23 protein-coding genes are annotated in these 18,789 nt (G+C 64.7%); 18 read left to right on the plus strand and 5 right to left on the minus strand.

Features of this window, described 5'->3' with window-relative positions:
- Positions 1-90: 90 nt before the first annotated feature.
- From E9232_RS24165 to E9232_RS24180, 4 genes are all read right to left on the minus strand, one after another.
- Positions 91-600, minus strand: a complete 510-nt coding sequence (locus E9232_RS24165; RefSeq protein ID WP_309798339.1) for a hypothetical protein — start codon at positions 598-600, stop codon at positions 91-93.
- 47 nt (positions 601-647) lie between these two features.
- Positions 648-1,214, minus strand: coding sequence for a hypothetical protein (locus E9232_RS24170; protein ID WP_309798341.1), 567 nt, complete (start codon positions 1,212-1,214; stop codon positions 648-650).
- A 58-nt stretch (positions 1,215-1,272) separates the two neighbouring features.
- Positions 1,273-1,731, minus strand: coding sequence for a hypothetical protein (locus E9232_RS24175; RefSeq protein ID WP_309798343.1), 459 nt, complete (start codon positions 1,729-1,731; stop codon positions 1,273-1,275).
- 139 nt (positions 1,732-1,870) lie between these two features.
- A complete protein-coding gene (locus E9232_RS24180) occupies positions 1,871-2,482 on the minus strand; it encodes an XRE family transcriptional regulator (RefSeq protein ID WP_309798345.1) in 612 nt (203 codons plus the stop codon).
- An 86-nt stretch (positions 2,483-2,568) separates the two neighbouring features.
- On the opposite strand from E9232_RS24180, the gene E9232_RS24185 reads away from it, so the two are divergent.
- From E9232_RS24185 to E9232_RS24210, 6 genes are all read left to right on the plus strand, one after another.
- Positions 2,569-2,772 carry a hypothetical protein gene (locus tag E9232_RS24185; RefSeq protein WP_309798347.1) on the plus strand — a complete coding sequence of 68 codons (204 nt, stop codon included), beginning with the start codon at positions 2,569-2,571 and terminating at the stop codon, positions 2,770-2,772.
- 504 nt (positions 2,773-3,276) lie between these two features.
- Positions 3,277-3,636: a hypothetical protein gene (locus tag E9232_RS24190; RefSeq protein ID WP_309798349.1), complete on the plus strand. Its 360-nt coding sequence runs from the start codon at positions 3,277-3,279 to the stop codon at positions 3,634-3,636.
- Between the two features lie 146 nt (positions 3,637-3,782).
- Positions 3,783-4,283 carry a hypothetical protein gene (locus E9232_RS24195; protein WP_309798351.1) on the plus strand — a complete coding sequence of 167 codons (501 nt, stop codon included), beginning with the start codon at positions 3,783-3,785 and terminating at the stop codon, positions 4,281-4,283.
- Between the two features lie 37 nt (positions 4,284-4,320).
- Complete coding sequence (locus E9232_RS24200; RefSeq protein WP_309798353.1) at positions 4,321-6,744, plus strand: hypothetical protein; 2,424 nt, start codon at positions 4,321-4,323, stop codon at positions 6,742-6,744.
- A 190-nt stretch (positions 6,745-6,934) separates the two neighbouring features.
- Entirely contained in the window at positions 6,935-7,270 is a 336-nt protein-coding gene (locus tag E9232_RS24205; protein WP_309798355.1) for a hypothetical protein, read from the plus strand.
- A gap of 128 nt (positions 7,271-7,398) precedes the next feature.
- A complete protein-coding gene (locus tag E9232_RS24210) occupies positions 7,399-7,920 on the plus strand; it encodes a hypothetical protein (protein WP_309798357.1) in 522 nt (173 codons plus the stop codon).
- 571 nt (positions 7,921-8,491) lie between these two features.
- On the opposite strand, the gene E9232_RS35865 is transcribed toward E9232_RS24210, so the two are convergent.
- Positions 8,492-8,857, minus strand: coding sequence for a 4-fold beta flower protein (locus tag E9232_RS35865; RefSeq protein WP_374710650.1), 366 nt, complete (start codon positions 8,855-8,857; stop codon positions 8,492-8,494).
- Positions 8,858-9,034: 177 nt separating this feature from the next.
- Between E9232_RS35865 and E9232_RS24215 the strand changes: the two genes are divergently transcribed.
- The 12 genes from E9232_RS24215 (at position 9,035) to E9232_RS24270 (ending at position 18,789) form a co-directional block, all read left to right on the plus strand.
- Positions 9,035-9,340, plus strand: a complete 306-nt coding sequence (locus tag E9232_RS24215) for a hypothetical protein (RefSeq protein ID WP_309798359.1) — start codon at positions 9,035-9,037, stop codon at positions 9,338-9,340.
- Entirely contained in the window at positions 9,337-10,869 is a 1,533-nt protein-coding gene (locus tag E9232_RS24220; protein WP_309798361.1) for a terminase large subunit, read from the plus strand. The genes E9232_RS24215 and E9232_RS24220 overlap by 4 nt, the downstream gene beginning before the upstream one ends.
- Positions 10,869-11,123, plus strand: a complete 255-nt coding sequence (locus E9232_RS24225; protein ID WP_309798363.1) for a hypothetical protein — start codon at positions 10,869-10,871, stop codon at positions 11,121-11,123. Before E9232_RS24220 ends, E9232_RS24225 begins: the two co-directional genes overlap by 1 nt.
- Before the next feature lie 11 nt (positions 11,124-11,134).
- Positions 11,135-13,315, plus strand: coding sequence for a portal protein (locus tag E9232_RS24230; protein WP_309798364.1), 2,181 nt, complete (start codon positions 11,135-11,137; stop codon positions 13,313-13,315).
- Positions 13,316-13,840 carry a hypothetical protein gene (locus E9232_RS24235; RefSeq protein WP_309798365.1) on the plus strand — a complete coding sequence of 175 codons (525 nt, stop codon included), beginning with the start codon at positions 13,316-13,318 and terminating at the stop codon, positions 13,838-13,840.
- Positions 13,837-14,094 carry a hypothetical protein gene (locus E9232_RS24240; protein WP_309798367.1) on the plus strand — a complete coding sequence of 86 codons (258 nt, stop codon included), beginning with the start codon at positions 13,837-13,839 and terminating at the stop codon, positions 14,092-14,094. Before E9232_RS24235 ends, E9232_RS24240 begins: the two co-directional genes overlap by 4 nt.
- Positions 14,087-15,100, plus strand: coding sequence for a hypothetical protein (locus E9232_RS24245; RefSeq protein WP_309798369.1), 1,014 nt, complete (start codon positions 14,087-14,089; stop codon positions 15,098-15,100). The genes E9232_RS24240 and E9232_RS24245 overlap by 8 nt, the downstream gene beginning before the upstream one ends.
- Before the next feature lie 6 nt (positions 15,101-15,106).
- Positions 15,107-16,045 (plus strand): DUF5309 domain-containing protein, encoded by a 939-nt coding sequence (locus E9232_RS24250; RefSeq protein WP_309798372.1) that lies wholly within the window; start codon positions 15,107-15,109, stop codon positions 16,043-16,045.
- A gap of 65 nt (positions 16,046-16,110) precedes the next feature.
- Entirely contained in the window at positions 16,111-16,431 is a 321-nt protein-coding gene (locus E9232_RS24255; protein ID WP_309798374.1) for a hypothetical protein, read from the plus strand.
- Positions 16,431-17,045: a phage adaptor protein gene (locus E9232_RS24260; protein ID WP_309798377.1), complete on the plus strand. Its 615-nt coding sequence runs from the start codon at positions 16,431-16,433 to the stop codon at positions 17,043-17,045. The genes E9232_RS24255 and E9232_RS24260 overlap by 1 nt, the downstream gene beginning before the upstream one ends.
- Positions 17,045-17,323 carry a hypothetical protein gene (locus tag E9232_RS24265; RefSeq protein ID WP_309798380.1) on the plus strand — a complete coding sequence of 93 codons (279 nt, stop codon included), beginning with the start codon at positions 17,045-17,047 and terminating at the stop codon, positions 17,321-17,323. The genes E9232_RS24260 and E9232_RS24265 overlap by 1 nt, the downstream gene beginning before the upstream one ends.
- Positions 17,323-18,789: a hypothetical protein gene (locus E9232_RS24270; protein ID WP_309798382.1), complete on the plus strand. Its 1,467-nt coding sequence runs from the start codon at positions 17,323-17,325 to the stop codon at positions 18,787-18,789. Before E9232_RS24265 ends, E9232_RS24270 begins: the two co-directional genes overlap by 1 nt.

Here is an 18,789-nt window from a genome sequence, read left to right on the forward strand (position 1 = left end):
CGCATCATGGCCTAATCCTGTCGCCAGCGGTGGCGGTGTCTGGGCAGCGGCTTCATCGCGTAAATGCCCGCGCCCTCCCGGCCCGGAACATCATGCTGTGTGCGATTCGCGCACGGTCGCGAGGCTTAGCCCCCGCTCTCGCCATTCCTCAGGCAAATACTGCTCGGCCAGGGCCGGGGAAAAGCGATGATGATCGTTCAGAACGGCAATCGCCAGTTTCATTGCCGCGGCCGCGCGTCTGGGCAACGGCCCCTCGTTCTCCACGGCCATTCCCCGCGATACTGCAAGCACGGCCAGGGCTTCCTCGACAGTATGCGGCACGCAATGCATGAGCAATTCTTCGGCCGCATCGAGTCGGGACGTCAGGAACTCCCACCGATCGCGCATCTTGAGTTCTTCGGGCGTGTTGAGATGGGTCTCGGTGGTGTCAGGGTTTGGGAATTTCCCGTCCAGCGCCTGGATCTCCGGAATCATCGCGGCCATCTCGTCGATAAGGCATCCGACCAGCGACCTACCGACCGGATGGGAAATGTGGTTCGGCGCTTTCGATGAGCGCGTACGCGGTGGCGAAATCGTCGCGCTGCCGTCGAGCGGGGCCATAGTCGTTCTCCTATGTCTTGGTCGTGATGGGTCTGATTGGCGCAGGCCTAGTGCCTCGCCGAGGCTTCCTCGGCGGCGACCTGCTCACCTCGGACTGTCGCTGCCTTCCCGCTGGCGAGCGCGAAGCGGAGCAAGCCCGGATCTTCGGCGCTCAGTGCCGAGAGCACCGCATCGGCGATGTCGGCGGGGCTGCCTCCGTCTTCGGCGGATCGACCGATGGCGCAGGCCATGACAAGCAACGTGCGACAGTCGGCCATGGCGACCGTCAATTCGCTCGCCGTCTGGGCGGGGGTGATGCCCCTCGCCAACGCCTCACGGACGATGTTCTCCATGGTGTCTCGGATTTGCCGAGCCGCGATCTTGTCGGCCGGGGTTTGGAGCAGGCCTGCGAACTGGGGCGATGCCTTCCAGGGCAGCCGGCGCGGTGAACGCTCAGACCGAGTCCCGAGCCTCATCCGAGAGGTGCGCAGCAGATCGGTCCGGTCGCCCTCATCCAGAGCAGCGGCTGCTGCGGTCATCGCCTCGTCAGCCTTCCGCCATGCGTCGAACTGGGCGGCCGGGGCGGAGAAGGAGGTCACGGTTGGGGCCGTGCTGAGGCGGTCGAACTTTGTCATTTGATTTGGCCTCGTAGCTGGAGGGGGAGCGGTGCCGGCGAATGCCGGCGCCGACCAATCAGGCTGCAACGAGATTGGGGGCGTGGAGCTTCACGTCCCGCCCGAGCGCTCGATCCCGCATGTAGTCGGCGAAGATGTATTCGGAGAAGTCGGTGCCAGTGACGCCGAGGTGTTCCATGAGGAACGCGGTCGCGCGTTCGATCGCCTGGACGCCGAGGTCGGTCATCACGCCGTTGTCGCGGTCCTCGTCGATGTGATTGTGGGCAACCGCCAGCATCATCACCGCATCGACCGCGTTCTTGGGGAACTGCGTCAGAAGCCGGATCTGGTCGGCGACGATGTTGCCGTAGCACAGCGCTTTCAGACTCTCCCGACCCTTGCCCTCTTCCTCGGACTCATCGCCTTTGCCCGGGTGGTCGTCCATGCGGTTGAACTCGCGCGCATGGAGGCCCAGCCTGTCGGCCAGGTCTTGAACGATGGTGCGGGTCGTGGGCTGCGGGAAAACGTCTCTGGGCATGTGTGCCTCCCCAATGGGCGCCCCAGCGGGCGGTCAGCGATTGCTGACAGGCAAATCATAGTGTGGGCTATTGCCCACCGTCAAGAGCCATGATGGCAATAGCCTCACCGGTGGCAATCGCCTTCACAAGCGCTTGCCGTCAGTAGTCTCGCAAGAGGCGATTTTCCACTGGCGCGGCCCACTCAACCTCGGCATCCAAGATGGGTGGGAATTTGTAGCTGATCAAAGTAAAGCGGCCAATTTCCTTAGAAGGTGCGAGGTCTCGTACAAAAGTCCTCCCATCCTTCAGTCTAACAACGTACGGGACGCTCGGAAAATTCTGATCTAGGTCTGTCGGGCGTCCATATATTAGCGTATCCCCGTCCAAAAAAACGGGTTCTAGACTATCTCCGCGCACCTCAAGAGCTTCGCCGCCTGTGAGGCCGGCAACCAGAATTGCATCTTTGTTGGGCCAGTCTTTTGGGTAGCGGACTTCCCCGCCGCCGCCGACATACCCAACGACCGGTACGCGTCGGAAAGGACTAAGGGGCGCGTCAATCGGTTCCGAATCTCCGTCATCCGTGAGCCAGGAAACAGTGACTTCAAGCGGCTTGGCCAGCGCGCGGAGCGTGTCCAAGCTCGGGCTGCGACCGCGCTTGAGAATGTCACGCACGGTTGTTGGTCCCAGGCCGGCGGCCTCGGACAACGCCCGCATGCTGAAGCCCCTCTCCAGCATCCGCTGTTCCAGACGTTTGAGAAACCGATCATCCATGGGTGGGATTATGCCCACACTGGCGGACGATTTGTTGAATGCAATAACCCATTGCCAAGTGGGCAATTGCCCATTATGATCGCCTCATGCAGCACACAATCGGCCTTCTCAAGGAAATCGACGCGTTCCTGGCAGCGACCTGCATGAAGGAGACGACCTTCGGTCGAAAGGTCGTCAACGACGGCAAGTTCGTGCCCAGGTTGCGGGCCGGGGGAGACGTTGGAACCCGCGTGGCGGCGAGGGTGCGCGAGTTCATCCATTCGACGCCTTGCGAGGAGATCTCCTCATGATCTTCGGGCCTGATGACGGGCATGGCTGGCCGCGTGGGATCGCATGTCGCGCCTCACGCAACCATCATCTCTCGGCTCCAGTGCGGCGGGAGAGCGGCAAATCCGGCGCACAAGCGTCGGACTGTGTCGATGATCTTCCGAATGCGGTTCGGCATCGCTGGTCCTTCCGTCTTTCATCTGACCATGGCCGGGGGCGTCGAGGCATGACGCCAGCGGGCTTCGGTAGCATTGAGCCGGGGCCGGAGCCTTTCCCTCCAGCCCCGGCCGCATCGGGATGGCGCCGGACGCCGGAAGGCCGCCCTGAACGTGCTCTCGATCTCGCCACCCAGATTCTCTGCGGAGTACGTCCATCCGACAAGGAGCGGCGCGCGGAAGGTTCCAGCTCCCGCGCCGCCTGCGATCGACCTGTGAATGACCATCGTCTCCATTCCCTGACCATGGAGTGGAACGGCGTTGGAAATCTCGAAAAGTTCTTTCAGAAAATCCCGAAATCAGGAGCCCCCGATGACAGCGGACGCTTTCGCTGAGGAGGTTCGATCCTGCCTGCCGGTGATCGCGGCGCCGATCCGAGCCAACGAGCCGGTTCCCTCATGGCTGTCTCGCGCGGCCAGGATGGCAGGCATCTCCGTCGCTCGTGCCCGCGCCTATTGGTATCGCCAGGTCGAGCGACCGCGGGTCGACGAGTATTTCGCAATCATCAGCGCCGCTGACCTCTCGCAGCGCCGACTAGCCGACATGGAGTCTGCCTATGAGGCTGATCGGGAGCGTTTTGCTCGCGATTTTCCGCGCCTGGCGCGCTTTCTTCCTCCTTCGCTCCGAGCGCCGGCGCCGAGTCCCATCCAAGTCGAAGTGGCGGGCCGATGATCCTCCACGACACCGGGGATCCGGTTGAGGGAACACCTCCCGTGTGAAGGGAGTGCTCTCCGCCCCGATCCCTTGGCCTTGATCTGCGCGCTCAATCTGACTGTGGCCTAGCCCGGCAGCGAAGCGCCCCACGAAATGGAGATAGCATGATCCCCCACGTCACGATCGACCCGCGCGCGCCCATCTATGCCCGCGAGCAACGCCCGCGGTTGCAGGAGCGCATTCGCGATTCAGGCAGCAACCATCTGATCCCGATCCTTCAAGCCGTCGACGGCGCAGACACCCTATTCATGGTGATCTCGCAGTGCCCTCCGCCTGCGGTCGCTCTGCGGTTCGCTGTTCCGGCCGACCGGTCCGCCATCGTCATGATCGGCGACGACTACGACGAAGCTCTCGGGCCGAAGGCCTTCCACAAGCCTTCCGTGCGCGACGCAATCCGGGCCGCCGTTGACGTGGTGATCGTGTCGTCTCGCGCCGAGCCGCCGGTCTACTGCTTGGCCGCATTTGCAGCCGTCCAGTTCCAGCGTCCGGTCATCATCATCGAGACCAGGCTTGAATGTGAGCAGCCGTGGACCGACTGCGTGCGGTCGGTCGATGTCTCGAAGCACATCACGCTCTGCACCGTCCGCCCCATGGGCAACGCGTAGCCCGACTTCGTGCCCCGCCTGCGGCGATCCCTGCCCGATGAACCAACAGGTCAGCATGAATTCAGCAGACATCGCGCAGCATATCAGGCCCGTGGCGCTCCACCTGCTCGGCCAGCCGAACGACAGACTCTCGGAGCCGGAGAGGCTGCGCTGGGGAACGCATGGCTCGCTGGTGGTTGAGGTCGGCGGCGAGAAGCAGGGCACATGGTACGACCATGAGCAGATGTGCGGCGGCGGCGTGCTGGATCTGATCCAAGCCCGCGCTGGGCTCAGCGGTCGGGACGCGGTCGACTGGATGAAGCGAGAGTTGCACATCGAGGATGCGACGGGCCCGGCGCCCAGGCCGCAGCCGCGCAAGAATTTCAATGTCGTCGCCGAATATACCTACGAACATTCGGAAGGCGGCGTTGCCTTTCAGGTGCTGAGGCTCGACCCGAAGGATTTTCGCCAGCGCCGACCAGACCCGGACGGGGGCGGTTGGGTATGGAAGATGAAGGGCGTCGAGCTGCTGCCGTACCGGCTGCCTGAGGTCGCCGCTGCAGTCGGAACGAGGGCCATCCTGATCGTCGAGGGCGAGAAGGACGTCGACAACCTGCGTGGGCTCGGCTTCGTCGCGACCTGTAACCCGGGCGGAGCCGGCAAATGGCCTGACCACTTCGTGAAGTGGTTCCGCGGCGCCGACATCCTGCTTCTCCCCGACAACGATGATGCCGGCCGCGATCACGTCAACGACGTGGCTCGCAAGCTTCACGGCGAGGTCAAGTCCATCAAGGTGCTGACGCTCCCCCGGCTGCCGCACAAGGGCGATGCCTCGAACTGGATTGAGGGGGGCGGGACACGTGACCAGTTGATCGAACTGGCACACTCGTCAGCCATTGAATGGGATCCTGCGACGGCGCCGCAGCCACATGCTGGTGGCGGCGTCGACGGCGGCAGCGGGAAAAGCCGGCCGGTGGTCCGTCTGGAAAACGACAAGCTGCACCAAAACGTCAACAGCACCGAGGAACTGCTGGTCAAGTCCGGGCGCCCAATCTTCGTCCGTGCCGGCCGGCTGGTCCGCCCCGTGACCGAACAGGTCGACGCCGCCAATGGCAAGACCGTGCTGATCGGGAAGTTCCGGGCCATGTCGAACGACGAGATGGCGGACGTGATGGCGGAGACGATCCGGTTCGAGAAGTTTGACGGCCGGTCCGAGGATTGGGAGGCAACAAAGCCACCGCGGGACGTCGCCGGCATCCTCCTGAACCGCGAGGGGCAATGGGGGTTCCCTCAGGTCATCAGCATCATCACCACACCGACCCTTCGCTTTGATGGGTCGCTTCTGTCGACCCCTGGCTATGACGCTGCGACCCGCGTCTACTACGCCGAGGACAAGCGGCTTCAGATGCCGGCAATCGCGGACCGACCAAGTCGGGATGACGCGCTGAAGGCGCTACAGCTGATTAAAGGCCTCCTCACCGGATTCCCCTTCGTGTCCGACGTGGACCATGCCGTTGCACTGTCTGGAATCCTGACGGCGGTCTGCCGCCCAGCAATGCCGGTTGCCCCCCTGCACGCGGTCCGCGCCACCACAGCGGGCAGCGGCAAGACCTACCTGGTCGATGTCTCCAGCGTTATCGCGAGCGGGCAGCGCTGCCCGGTCATCACCCTGGGGCAGACGGAGGAGGAGACCGAGAAGCGCCTTGGCGCCTACCTGATGGCCGGCGTGCCGATCGTCTCCATCGACAACGTGAACGGCGAGATGGGCGGCGACATGCTTTGCCAGGCGGTGGAGCGGCCAATCGTCCGCGTCCGCATTCTCGGCCGGTCCGAGGCGCCAGCCTTCGAGGTTCGGTCGACCTTTTTCGCCACCGGCAACAACCTCCAGCTTCGCGGCGACATGACCCGCCGGGCGGTCGTCTGCAACCTGGATGCCGGCGTCGAGCGGCCGGAGCTGCGCGCGTTCGATTTCAGCCCTGTCGAGCGAGTGCTGGCGGGCCGAGGGGCTTATGTGGCTGCGGCGCTGACGGTTGTCCGCGCCTACCTCGTAGCCGGACAGCCGGGCAAGCTGTCGCCCATCGGGTCGTATGAAGTCTGGTCCGACATGATCCGGTCGTGCCTGGTGTGGCTCGGCGAAGGCGATCCGGTTGCCAGCATGGAGAAGGCGCGAGAGGAGGACCCCTATCTGGTCGAGATCAAGGAGATCTTTGGACAGTGGCGGGAGTGCCTCCAGCTGGGCACGAAGTACTCCACCAAGACGCTCGTGAGCTATGCGACCGACGGCTTCGGAGATGGCCAGCTACGCTATCCAGACCTGAACGACGCGCTGATGAAGGCGGTCGGGCAGGGGGGACGGATCTCGTCGAAGTCGCTTGGCCGCTGGCTCGTCCGCAATGCGGGACGCGTCGTTAGTGGCATGAAAATAATAGTCTTTCCGGATGATAAAAACGGAAACCTCTACTCCCTGGTCAACTTGGAGTGACCGGGATGGAAGGGGGGTTTCAGGTGATTTCTCTGGTTTCTGCCACCAACACGCGAAAACTGTCAAAGGACAGTAATGCTTACCTATGACAGTTTAGGGGTAGTGGGTGGCGGCTACCCACAAAAGCCCGGAAACCCCCCGCCCCGCGTCTCTGCCGTGCCGTCCCATCACCGGATATTGGAGAAAGCCGATGAGCGAACCGATGAAGCGCGACGAGTGGTTCCGCGTCTGGATGCCGTACTGCCTGAAGCAATTCGACGAGACGAAGGTCGGCAAGAACGTCTGGCTGCCCCTGAACCGCCACTACAAGCCGCTGGGCCAGCCGAGCGGAGTATGGGTCGACTACAACGACTTCGCGTCCCACGCGATCAAGTTTTCTCGCGATCCGCACGAAATCGATGGTGTCTGGGAAGACAAGGATCCTCATCCAAATTGGCTCTACCTCTATTCGGACAATTCGGCTCACCGGGGCGACTACTTCGTCCGGCTTGGGAGGCTGATGACCCATGGGAAGGGCTGGAAGTGAGCATGGAGCGCGGCGCCTGCTTGAGTCTCCCCAATCTGAGCCACAGGAACTCGTAGATGTTGAAAGCACGACGTCGCCGGACCGGGCGCCCGAGATCGCAGAAGCCGCGCCACCCTGGCGGCCAGGTCGTGCGCGACACGACGCCCCCGCCGCCGGAGGTCATCGCCCGCCGTGGTGCTAACTGGCAGGACCAGGACGCCGGTGACGTGTTCGGGATCATGCAGCGGCGCGATCTGCTTCCGGATCGGTCGGACGAGAAGCCGATCCCAGGCCCAACGCCAACGGAACTGAAGATCGCTGGGCAGACCTATTCTGGCCTCATCGCCACATACGAGCAGATCATCGGCGCTCCGACCTGCGCCGTGGCTCGGAGCGGAGGCCGCGCACTGGCAGCAGAGGATGTCGGGCACTCGGTGAGCGTCCGGGCGAAGATTGGCGCCTGCAGGATCGCCCTAAGCGATTTGGACCACCGTGTTGCGGTTGCCCTATCCAGGGCCGTCGCCGCGGTAACGCATGAGCAGATCGAGGATGCGTTGCGCTGGGCTGATTGGATCGTGCCCGGGCTGGTGCGCCTGCACGAGCGTGCCGACGACATTCGCAGGGCAGGGCGGACCGCGGCCGACCAAGCGGCGCGTCGCCAAGCGGCGTGAACGTCGCAGAAGATGGTTGCAATCTCGTTTGAGATATGCGACTTACATTATGTCGGGAATCGAAATCCGCCTGACGACAGCCCGCCCCGGGGCAATCCTGCGGCGGGCTTCTCATTTCAGGTCCGGCGGTCTCGCGGCCAAGCATTCGAGGAGTGTCAGCTAAGGCGGCCGGCTCCTTCAGAAGCGATCCCGGGCGCCGCGGCCTTTCGCTACAACGGTCATCAAATATGCCGCGGCCCGTGGCTTGGGTGAGGGAAGGTCAAACCTAACATTCCTGTAAGCCAGAAATGGCGAGACTCACAGGAGCTGACTTTGACCGCGTTCTCTAAGCTTGCCCAGGCGGGGCTTCTTGCAATTGGTGTCTTGTTGGCGATGCCGGTGGTGTCATCGGTCGCTCAGGCCGCCGGCCCGACCTGGCACGGAAGGCATCACCACCACGTGAACCACCATCGCCATCACGACCGCCATCATGATCGTCACCACCAGTGGCATCGCCACCGCTGAGTAACGCTTGGCGGTAGGCCAGGTTCAAGAGCCTGCCCGGGAGTCCGTGGCGGGCTCTTCTTTGTACCTAACTGGCCAGCCAGTCCCGGAAGCTCAATTTGGACCATCCTCCCGCTGGTGTGGATTGTCGCGATGGCCTGGAGGGCGTTGAAGGCCGAGATGGTCGTGATGGTCTCGAAGGACGGGCAGGACGAGAAGGTATCGGTGGTACTGACGTGCCGGTGGCCGGATGACCCGGAGAAAATAGAACCGGACACCCGCGCTTATCCCGCGCCGTGGTGTAATCGATGCTCCCGAGCCAGTTCCCGCTGGTCGCCGACCACGCGTGCCCTCCGGAAATGAACGCTACGTACTCCATGTTTGTGTCGAAGATGTTGTGTCCTGGATCTAGCCAACCGACTAGATCGCAATCTTTCGAGAACAAGGGTTCCATATACTTCGTCCAATAAAAAGTATTGTTGAAAATACCAGCCCGCCCGTCACGAATAGGCGTTTCTGGTTCGGCAAGTATCCGGCCGCTGTCAGCGGTTCGCAAGCCGTGATTTCGAGGTCGAAAGTCCGTCACGGCCGGCGTCAGGCGCTTTGATTGTTTATCCGAGGAAATCAGCCGATGCCGAAAGGAGGGAAGCGCGAGGGCGCTGGTCGCCCGGCTGGCGCGAAGAACAAGCGCACCGCGGAGACGCTCGCGGCCATGGAGGCTGCGGCCGAGAAAATCGCCGAGGTTGTCCCCAACGCCTTCGACGGCGACGCGCACGCTCTCCTGATGGCGGTCTACAAGGATCCGAAGCACGAGTTAGCGCTGCGCATCGACGCCGCGAAGGCGGCCATTCGCTACGAGCGCCCGGCGCTCGCTGCCGTCGAGCACTCCGGCGAGATGACACTGCACCACGAAGACGCGCTGTCCGAGCTGGAATGACGGCGACCGCGCTATCGCCCCGTGAGCGCGCCATCCGGCTGCGCCTGCGGGACGATTTCGTTCACTACGCCGCCAAATGCCTGAAGATCCGGACCAAGGCCGGGTCGGTCGACCCGCTGGTCCTGAACAAGCCGCAGCAATACCTGCACACGCGGCTGGAGGCCCAGCGCCAGGCGAGCGGCAGGGTTCGGGCGATCATCCTGAAGGGGCGGCAGCAGGGCTGCAGCACCTACGTCGGCGGCCGGTACTACCACAGGGCATCGCATCGCCGCGGCGTCCGGGTGTTCATCCTCTGCCATGAGGCGGAGGCGACGGCGAACCTGTTCGACATGGTGTCGCGCTACCACGAGCACACGCCGCCTCTGGTGCGGCCGAGCACGAGCGCGGCGAACGCCCGGGAGCTGACGTTCGATCGCCTGGACAGCGGCTACAAGGTCGGGACAGCGGGCACCAAGGGGGTTGGGCGCTCGCAGACGGTGCAGATGTTCCACGGGTCCGAGGTGGCGTTCTGGCAGTTCGCCGAGACGCACGCCGCCGGCGTGCTCCAGGCGGTGCCAGATATGCCGGATACCGAGGTGATCCTGGAGAGCACGGCGAACGGGGTGGGTGGGTTTTTTCACGAGCAGTGGCAGAAGGCCGAGGCCGGGCAGTCCGAGTACCAGGCGATCTTCATCCCGTGGTTCTGGACCCCGGAGTACCGCAAGGCGCCGCCGGCCGGCTTCACGCTCACCGATGAGGAACAGGAATACGCCAGCGCCTATGGCCTGGACATGGAGCAGATGGCGTGGCGCCGCAGCAAGGTCGCCGAGCTGAAGGATGCGTGGCTGTTCAAGCAGGAATACCCGGCCACCGCGGCCGAGGCGTTCCAGAACAGCGGCCACGACAGCTTCATCCCGGGCGCGCTGGTCGCCGCGGCTCGCAAGCGCCAGGTCGAGCCCTCGGGCCCACTGGTCATCGGCGTCGACCCGGCATGGATGGGCGACGACAGGACATCGATGGCGTGGCGCCGCGGCCGGCGGACGCTGAAGATCGAGAGCAAGAGCGGCCTTGATACGATGGCGACGGCCGGCTGGTGCAAGGCCGTCATCGATGCTGAGAAGCCGGCGCGGATGTTCATCGACGTCGGCGGCGTGGGCGCGGGTGTCGTCGATCGGCTGATGGAAATGGGATACGGCGAGGTGGTGCGGGCCGTGAACTTTGGCTCTGCGCCGCTGGAGCCTGAGCCGCCAGAGGGCGGTGGCCCGCTCAACCGGCGCGCCGAGATGTGGAGCAAGGGCAAGGAGTGGCTGCAGGACGTCGCCGGGGTGCAGATCCCGGACATGGACAGCCTGCACGCCGACATCACTGGCCCTGGCTACAAGTATGACAGCAACTCGCGTGTCGTCCTGGAGAAGAAGGAAGACATGAAGCGTCGCGGCGTTCGCAGCCCCGACGAAGGTGATGCTTGGGCTCTGACGTTCGCCGAGCCAGTCGATGTGGCGAACTCGTGGGCCAAGAAGATCGTCTACAGCAACAAGGGAATCGTCTGATGTTCTACGACGTGACGGCAGACATGGGCGGCTTCGTCATGGCCGACCTGGACGGTGATGGCGTGGACGAGTCAAAGACGCCGAACATCAAGATCATCACGGTCGAGGCGAAGGACGGCGACGAGGCCGCGGCGCTGGCGCACGCGCAGGGCGCGGTCGCTGTGCGCGGCGTTGTGCCGGCGGAGCGTGGTCCGGAGCCCGAGCCTGCCGACGACACGAAGCGTGGCCCTGGCCGCCCCCGCAAGGTCGCCTGAGAGGCATCTGAATGGCCTACGCCGCCGACGACGCCCCCGCCGAGAGCAAGGGCGACGGCGAAGCCATGTCCGACAGCGAACTCGCCTCGCTGATCGACCAGTATGTGGCGGACAGCGGCGGCATGTGGGACCAGCCTCTCGCCAAGTTCCGCGAGAGAGCGCTGGCCTACTACCGCGGCGATGCGCGTGGCGATGAGATCGAGGGCCGCTCGTCCGTCGTCAGCCGCGACGTGGCCGAGGCGGTGGACGGCATGCTGCCCGACCTGCTGGAGATCTTCGTCAGCGGCAACGAGGTCGTGCGGTTCGACCCGATGGGGCCGGAGGACGAGGACGCCGCCGAGCAGGCGACCGACTACGTCAACTGGATCTTCAGCCAGGACAACCCGGGCTTCGAGATCCTCTACACCTGGTTCAAGGATGCCCTGCTGTTCAAGAACGGCATGGTCAAGGTGTGGTGGGAGAGCGAGGAGCACGTCAAGGACGCGGCCTATGCCGGTCTGACCGAGGACGAGTTGAAGCTGCTCAGCAGCGACCCGTCCACGGAGATCATCGAGACGACGCCGACGGTCATGGCGGCCGACGCGCAGGCGGCGCTCGGCGGGCCCCTGTTCGACGTGAAGACGCGCCAGACCGTGCCGGGCGGCCGGGTCTGCGTGGGCTGCATTCCGCCCGAAGAGTTCATGATCTGGAGCCGGGCGACCGGCACCGACAACACGCCGTTCATCGGCCAGCGCACGCAGAAGACCAAGTCGCAGCTCATCCAGGAGGGGTTCGACAAGGACATCGTCGACGGCCTGCCGAGCGACGATGAGGGCGATGACCTGCACGGCGAGAAGCTGGAGCGGTTCAAGGACCTGACGCAGATCCCGATGAACAACCCGACGCTGGACGAGTCCATGCGCCAGGTGTGGGTCGAAGAGGTGTTCATCAAGGCCGATCGCGACGGGGACGGCATCGCCGAGCTGCGCAAGGTGACCAAGGTCAACGAGGTCATCCTCGATGACACCAAGGTCGACGACAATTGGTTCGCGATGCTCTCGCCGAACCCGATGCCGCACACCTGGGAAGGCCGCAGCATCGCCGACGACACGATGGACATCCAGGACATCAAAACGGCCGTCACCCGCGGCAGCCTCGATAGCCTCTACCTGTCGAACAATCCGCGGCAGCTGGTCAGCGACAAGGTCAACCTGGACGACGTGCTGAACAGCCGCCCGGGCGGCGTGATCCGGGTCAAGCCGAACTCGGGCCCGTTGTCCGAGAACTACCAGGCGCAGGTGACGCCGTTCGTCGGCCAGTCGTCGTTCCCGATGATCGAGTACCTGGATTCCGTGATCGAACGCCGCACCGGCCTGATCCGCCAGGCGCAGGGCATGGACCCGGACGTCATCAACAAGACGGCGACCGCGGCGCGCATCATGAACAGCGCCGGTCAGCGTCGCCTCAAGATGATCGCGCGCATCTTCGCGGAGACCGGCGTCAAGCGCGTGTTCAACCTGATTTACGCCTGCGTGCGGAAGTACCAGCAGCAGCCGAAGGTCATCCGCCTGCGGAACAAGTGGGTGCCGATGGATCCGCGCGGCTGGGCCGACAAGATGGACCTGAAGGTCTCCGTCGGCCTCGGCACGGGCGACCGGACCGAGCAGCTTGGCGCGCTGATGCAGGGCATCGTGCCGGCGCAGCAGGCACTGGTGATGATGCAGGGCGGGCAGCCCAAGGGGCCGTTCGTCAAGCCGGAGCACCTATACAACACGGCGCGTCGCATCGTGGAGTACAGCGGCATCAAGTCGCCCGAGCTCTACTTCGCAGACCCCGACGACCAGGCCAACCAGCCGCCGCAGGAAGCGCCGCCGCCCGACCCGAAGATGGTCGAGGCGCAGGGCAAGCTGCAGATCGAGCAGCAGAAGGCGCAGGGCCAGGCACAACTGGACCAGCAGAAGGCACAGACGCAGATCCAGCTTCAGGCGCAGCAGGGGCAGGCCGACATCGCCATGCGCCGCGAGATGGCCGAGCAGGAGCTTCAGTTGAAGCGCGAGGAGCTTGCCGCGCGGCTGCAGATGGAGCGCGAGCGGGCGGTGCAGGACTACGAGCTGCGGCGCATGGAGATGGACGCTGAGATCGCGCTGAAGCGGTACCAGATCGAGAAGCAGGCCGAGACGGCGCAGGCCACCAACGTGCCGAAGCCTGAATAGATGGCCGGCGCGAAGGGGTTGCTGCAGGTCCAGCCGACGCCGGTCATGGGCGGCCTTCTAGGCGTGCCTGGATCGGATGACGTCGCGGCCGGGCCGCCCGATCTATCAGATCGCTACAACACGCAGTTGGCTGCCGAGGATGAAGCCGCCTTTGCCAAGTGGCTGGCGCAGTTGAGCAAGAGCAAGGGCTATGACGCCTCCCAGGATCTCGCGGACTACGACCTCCGCGGCGCCTGGAGGAGCGGAGCCAAGGCAGCGGCCAACGGGCATCTGCCGGACACGTACAAGAAGCCGAACCATCCGACCTTCTCCGAAGAGAGCCAATACAGCAGCCCTGATACACCGGGCGGCAAGTGGGTGCAGAACGGCAAGGCTTGGGAGTTCGCGGCATCGCCGTTCAACCTGCGCATGACGCCGCCAGAGGCGCTGCAGGCCTATTTCGCAAGAGCCGAGCCGGAAAGCCGGCTGCGGCTGCCGGAGGGCGTGCAGCCTACGCCGGTCGGGCTGCTGGGAGCGCGCCAATGAACGCCGAAGCCGCACTGGCCCGCGCCAAGAACGCCGAGCAGATCATCAACGATCCGCTCGTGGCCGCCGTGCTCGACGGGATCGAGCGGAAGTGGGTCGACGCGATCGTTGCCAGCCCGGTCGCTGACGCGGAAGGGCGCGAGCTGGCGTACCGCATGTTCAAGGCCGTGCAGCAGTTCCGTGACGAGTTCGCCGCCATGATCGGCGACGGCAAGATCGCAGCGGCCGAACTGGAGAGATCAAACCGTGACTGATGTGACCGACGCCGCCCCCGAGAACATCGACGATCGCGCCGACTATGTCATGGGCCTGCTGCAGGCAGAACCCACGCGCGACGGGCAGGGGCGGTTCGCGTCCACCGAGGCGCCGGCCGATGAGGCTGCCGCGCCCGAACAGAATTTGGGCGACGCGCCCGAAGCCGCACCGGGAGACCCGGCCAGCGGTGATGAAGCCGATACCACAACCGAACAGGCTGCAGAGCCTGCCATCGCGTTGCCGATCGGTTGGAGTGCGGAGAAGGCGGAGGCGTTCAAGCAGCTCCCACCCGACGTTCGTGAGTACATCACGGCCCGGGAGAGCGAGCGGAACAGCCACCACAGCCGATCCGTGCAGGAAGCCGCCGAACAGCGCAAGGCCGCAGAGGCCGAGCGTCAGGCGGTGTCAACCGAGCGGCAGCGTTATACGCAGGCCCTCGGCCAGGTGTTGCAGAACATCCAGCAGACGGCTCCGAAGCCGCCCGATCCGGCATTGGCTACGTCCGACCCGGCGAAATACATCGCCCAGAAGGCGCAGTTCGATCACGTGTTGGGCCAGTTCCAGGCCACGCAGGCAGAGATGCAGCGTGTCCAGGCCGAGGAGGCTGAGCATCGGGAGAGGGCGTTCCAGGATCATCTCGCGGACCAGGGCAAGATCCTGGACGAGAAGATCCCCGAATGGCGCGACGTGGGGAAGCGGACCAAGGAGCAGCGGGAGATCGCTGAGTTCCTGACCGCCACCGGCTACAGCCGCCAGGAAGTCGACGCCGTCGCCGATGCCCGTGCCGTGCAGATCGCCCGCAAGGCGATGCTGTACGACCGCCTGATGGCACAGAAGCCGGCTGCCAAGCTGGTGCCGCCCGTGGCGCCGCCGACGATGAAGCCGGGTGCTGCTGCAACCTCGCCGAAAGCCGCGAACCTCGCTGCCATGAAGCAACGCGCGCTCGCCACCGATGATCTCCGCGGAAGAGCGGAATTCGTGCTGGCGGCTCTGAACACGAGGTAATTCGACATGGCTATCGTCGCCAACACCTTCACCACCTTCTCGGCGATCGGCAACCGGGAAGACCTGGCGGATGTGATCTACAACATCTCGCCGACCGATACGCCGTTCATGGCGACCATCGGCAAGACCAAGTCCTCTGCGGTGCTGCACGAGTGGCAGACCGACGCCCTGGCCGCGCCCGGGACCAACGCGCAGCTCGAAGGCGACGAGGTCGCGTTCGCTGCCGCGACCCCGACCGTCCGCATCGGCAACCGCTGCCAGATCAGCCGCAAGGAAGCGATCGTCTCCGGCACGCAGGACTCTGCCGTCGACAAGGCTGGCCGCCAGCGTGAAATGACCTACCAGCTCATGAAGCGGTCGAAGGAGCTCCGCCGCGACATGGAGACCACGCTGACCGGCAATCAGGCGCCCGTCGTCGGCAACACCACCACCGCTCGGCAGCTTCGGCCGCTGTGCTCGTGGTATGCGACCAACGACAGTCGCGGCGCCGGCGGCGCGGACGGCACCGCCACCACGGCGGCGACCGACGGAACCCAGCGGGCGCTGACGGAGACCCTGCTGAAGGGCGTCCTGCAGTCCTGTTGGACCGCGGGCGGCGATCCCGGCCTGGTGATGGTCGGGCCGTTCAACAAGACCGTCATCTCCACCTTCACCGGCAACGTGACCAAGTACCAGGACACGTCCAACCAGAAGCTGTCGGCGAATATCGACGTGTACCGAAGCGACTTCGGCACCCACAAGATCGTCGCCAACCGCTTCTCGCGCGACCGCGACGCGCATGTGCTGGACACCAGCATGTGGGCGCTGGCGACCCTGCGCGCGCCGAAGACGGTGGACCTGGCCAAGACCGGCGACGCCGAGAAGGCCATGATCATCACCGAGTACACCCTGGAGAGCCGGAACGAGGCCGCGAGCGGCATCGTCGCCGATCTGCTGACCTCGTAAGCAGAGCAATCCAGGCTGGTCGATGGGGCGTCCTTCGGGGCGCCCCTTTTCTTTGGAGGGCCGTCATGAGCGGGCTGCTACTCGACGCCGACGGCACGAAGATCGAGCGGCTTCACTTCGCCCCCGAGGGCGACTTCGCCGTTGAGACCATCCAGGACGTCGAGCCGACGCTGGAGGCCAACAAGCGGCTGCGCAACGACAATCCCAGCGGCATGGGCTCGTCGCGCGAGCTGCAGCACGTCGCCAGCATCCCCCCGGTGGTCCAGTTGATGTGGTTCCAGCGCTACGGCATCGAGGCGTGGAACCAAGATCACATGCCCGCGGTCATCCGGCTTCTCAACGATCCGGAATGGTCGCTTCTGCGCACGAATGAGGGCACAATCTGATGGCGCTCGCGACCCATACCGACCTGATCGCCGCCGTCGCTGATTGGCTGGCGCGCAACAGCATCACGGGCGGCCGTGCCGACGACTTCATCACGCTTACCGAGGCGAAGTTCAACCGCGAGCTTCGCGTCCCGCAGATGGAATCGCGCGCCGCCACGTCGATCGCGGCCGGCGACGCCTACCTGTCCGTGCCAACCGACATGCTGGCCATCCGCGTCCTGACACACGACAGCCAGCCGAATGAGCAACTGCAGTATGCGACGCCTGACTGGCTGCGGGGCTTCTACCGCTCGATGCCTGGCCGGCCGAAGCACTACGCCCAGTTCGGCAGCGAATGGCAGCTCGGACCGGTCCCCGACATCAACTACACCTTCGAGGCCATCTACTGGGCGCGGATCCCGGGGCTGAGCGCCGAGAACCCGACCAACTGGCTGTTGCGGGACGCGCCGGACGTCTACCTCTACGGCGCGCTGTTTCAGGCCTCGGTCTACTACCGCAACGCCAGCGACATCTCGCTCTACAGGAGCCTGCTGGAGGAGGCGGTGGCCTCGCTGGAGCACGCCGGATCCGACATGTCCATGAACGGCTCGCCGCTCCAGACCAGGTGCCGCTGATGTCGATCGAGACTTGGGTCAAGCGCCCCCCCGGCAGCGATGAGACGGTTTGGGATGGCGGCGCGACGGCCTGGGATTTCGACTTCTCGTTGATCGACCCGAGCAACTACCTGAACTGGGTGGGCCTGACCAACTGGGACGATGGCGGCCCGACCTGGGATGACGGCCATTCGGTGTGGGACGTCAACGTGGTGCTCCTGGCCGGCGAAAAGCGCACGAAATGGGACGGCGATGGGCATGGCGAAAACTGGACCCTCAGGCCGCCGGGGGTCAACTGATGCCGCGCATTCCCTTTGGCCCGTGGACGCCTGACGAGCCGCCCCTGGACGGAACAGGCCTGGTCACGGCAACCAACGTCTCGCCGCAGTCGAGCGCGACCGGCTACTACCGGTCCTGGCCCGCGCTGACGCCGATCAGCAATGCCTTGTCCGGCGCCCCCCTCGGCGGCGTCGCCGGCAAGAGCAACGACGGCAAGGCCATGAGCTTCGCCGGCGACATGACGAAGCTGTACCGGCTTCAGGCATCGACCTGGGGCGATGTCAGCAGGGTTGGCGGCTATTCCACGGCCACGCCGGAAGTCTGGCGCTTCGTGCCATATGGCTACGACATCATCGCGACCAACTACAGCGACGCGATCCAGAAATTCACGATCGGCACGTCCACCAAATTCGCAGACATGTCGGCGACTGCGCCGCGGGCGCGCCACCTTGCCGTGGTGCGTGACTTCCTGGTGACGGGGAACACCTCTGACACGGACGGCCAGCGCGCCCTGCGCGTGCGGTGGTCGCCGCTCGGCAACCCGAGTGGAGATTGGACGCCCAACGCCACGCTGCAAACGGATTTCCAGGACCTGACGACCGGCGATGAAATCATGGGGCTGGTCGGCGGCGAGTACGGCGCCATCATCTGCCGGTCAGCCATCTACCGCATGACCTTCGTCGGGCCGCCTTTGGCCTTCCAGTTCGATGAGGTGGTCCGCAACCACGGGTGCGCCGCATCAGGGTCCCTTGCCACCGATGGCACGATGTCGGTGTTCTACGCCGAAGACGGGTTCTATATCTTCAATGGCGTCGCCCTGACGCCAATCGGCGTTGGCAAGATCAATCGGTGGTTCGAAGATAATGTCGCCCCATCGAGCTTCCCGACCATGTCGGCGCAAATAGACGCCACGCGACAGTTGTACGTGCTGTTGTTCACGTCGAAGGATTCCCCGAACGGCCAGCCGGATACGCTACTGCAGTACAATTGGGTTTCGGATCGGTGGACCATCATTCGGCAGCCAGCACTGGTTCTCGTCCGGCTCCTGTCTACGGTCTTTACCCTGGAAGACCTGGACACCGTATCGATGAACCTGGATGTGCTGCCGGCCTCGCTGGACAGCCGCCTGTGGTCTGGCGGCGTGCCGTACCTCGGGGCGTTTACGCAGGATCTCAAATTCTCGGCTTTCGCCGGGCCGGCGCTGGTCGCGGAGATCGAGACCGGAGAGGCCGCATTGGGCGGCGGCGTCAAGGCTCGTGTCCAGACTGTGCGTCCCCTGTGCGACGGCGAGGCGTCTGTGGTGGTCAAGCACCGCGATGACCAGTGGGGGCCCCAGCAGGAGACGACGGCAGAGACGCCGACGCGGGCCGGGGACTGCAAGTTCAACGTGGACGCGCGGTTTCATTCGATGAAGCTGACGATCGGCGGTCCCTGGACGGTGGCGCAGGGCGTGGACTTCACCTTCGTTCCGACGTCGGAGACCTGA

It is taken from the genome of Inquilinus ginsengisoli (assembly GCF_031453975.1).
Taxonomy (GTDB): domain Bacteria; phylum Pseudomonadota; class Alphaproteobacteria; order DSM-16000; family Inquilinaceae; genus Inquilinus; species Inquilinus ginsengisoli_A.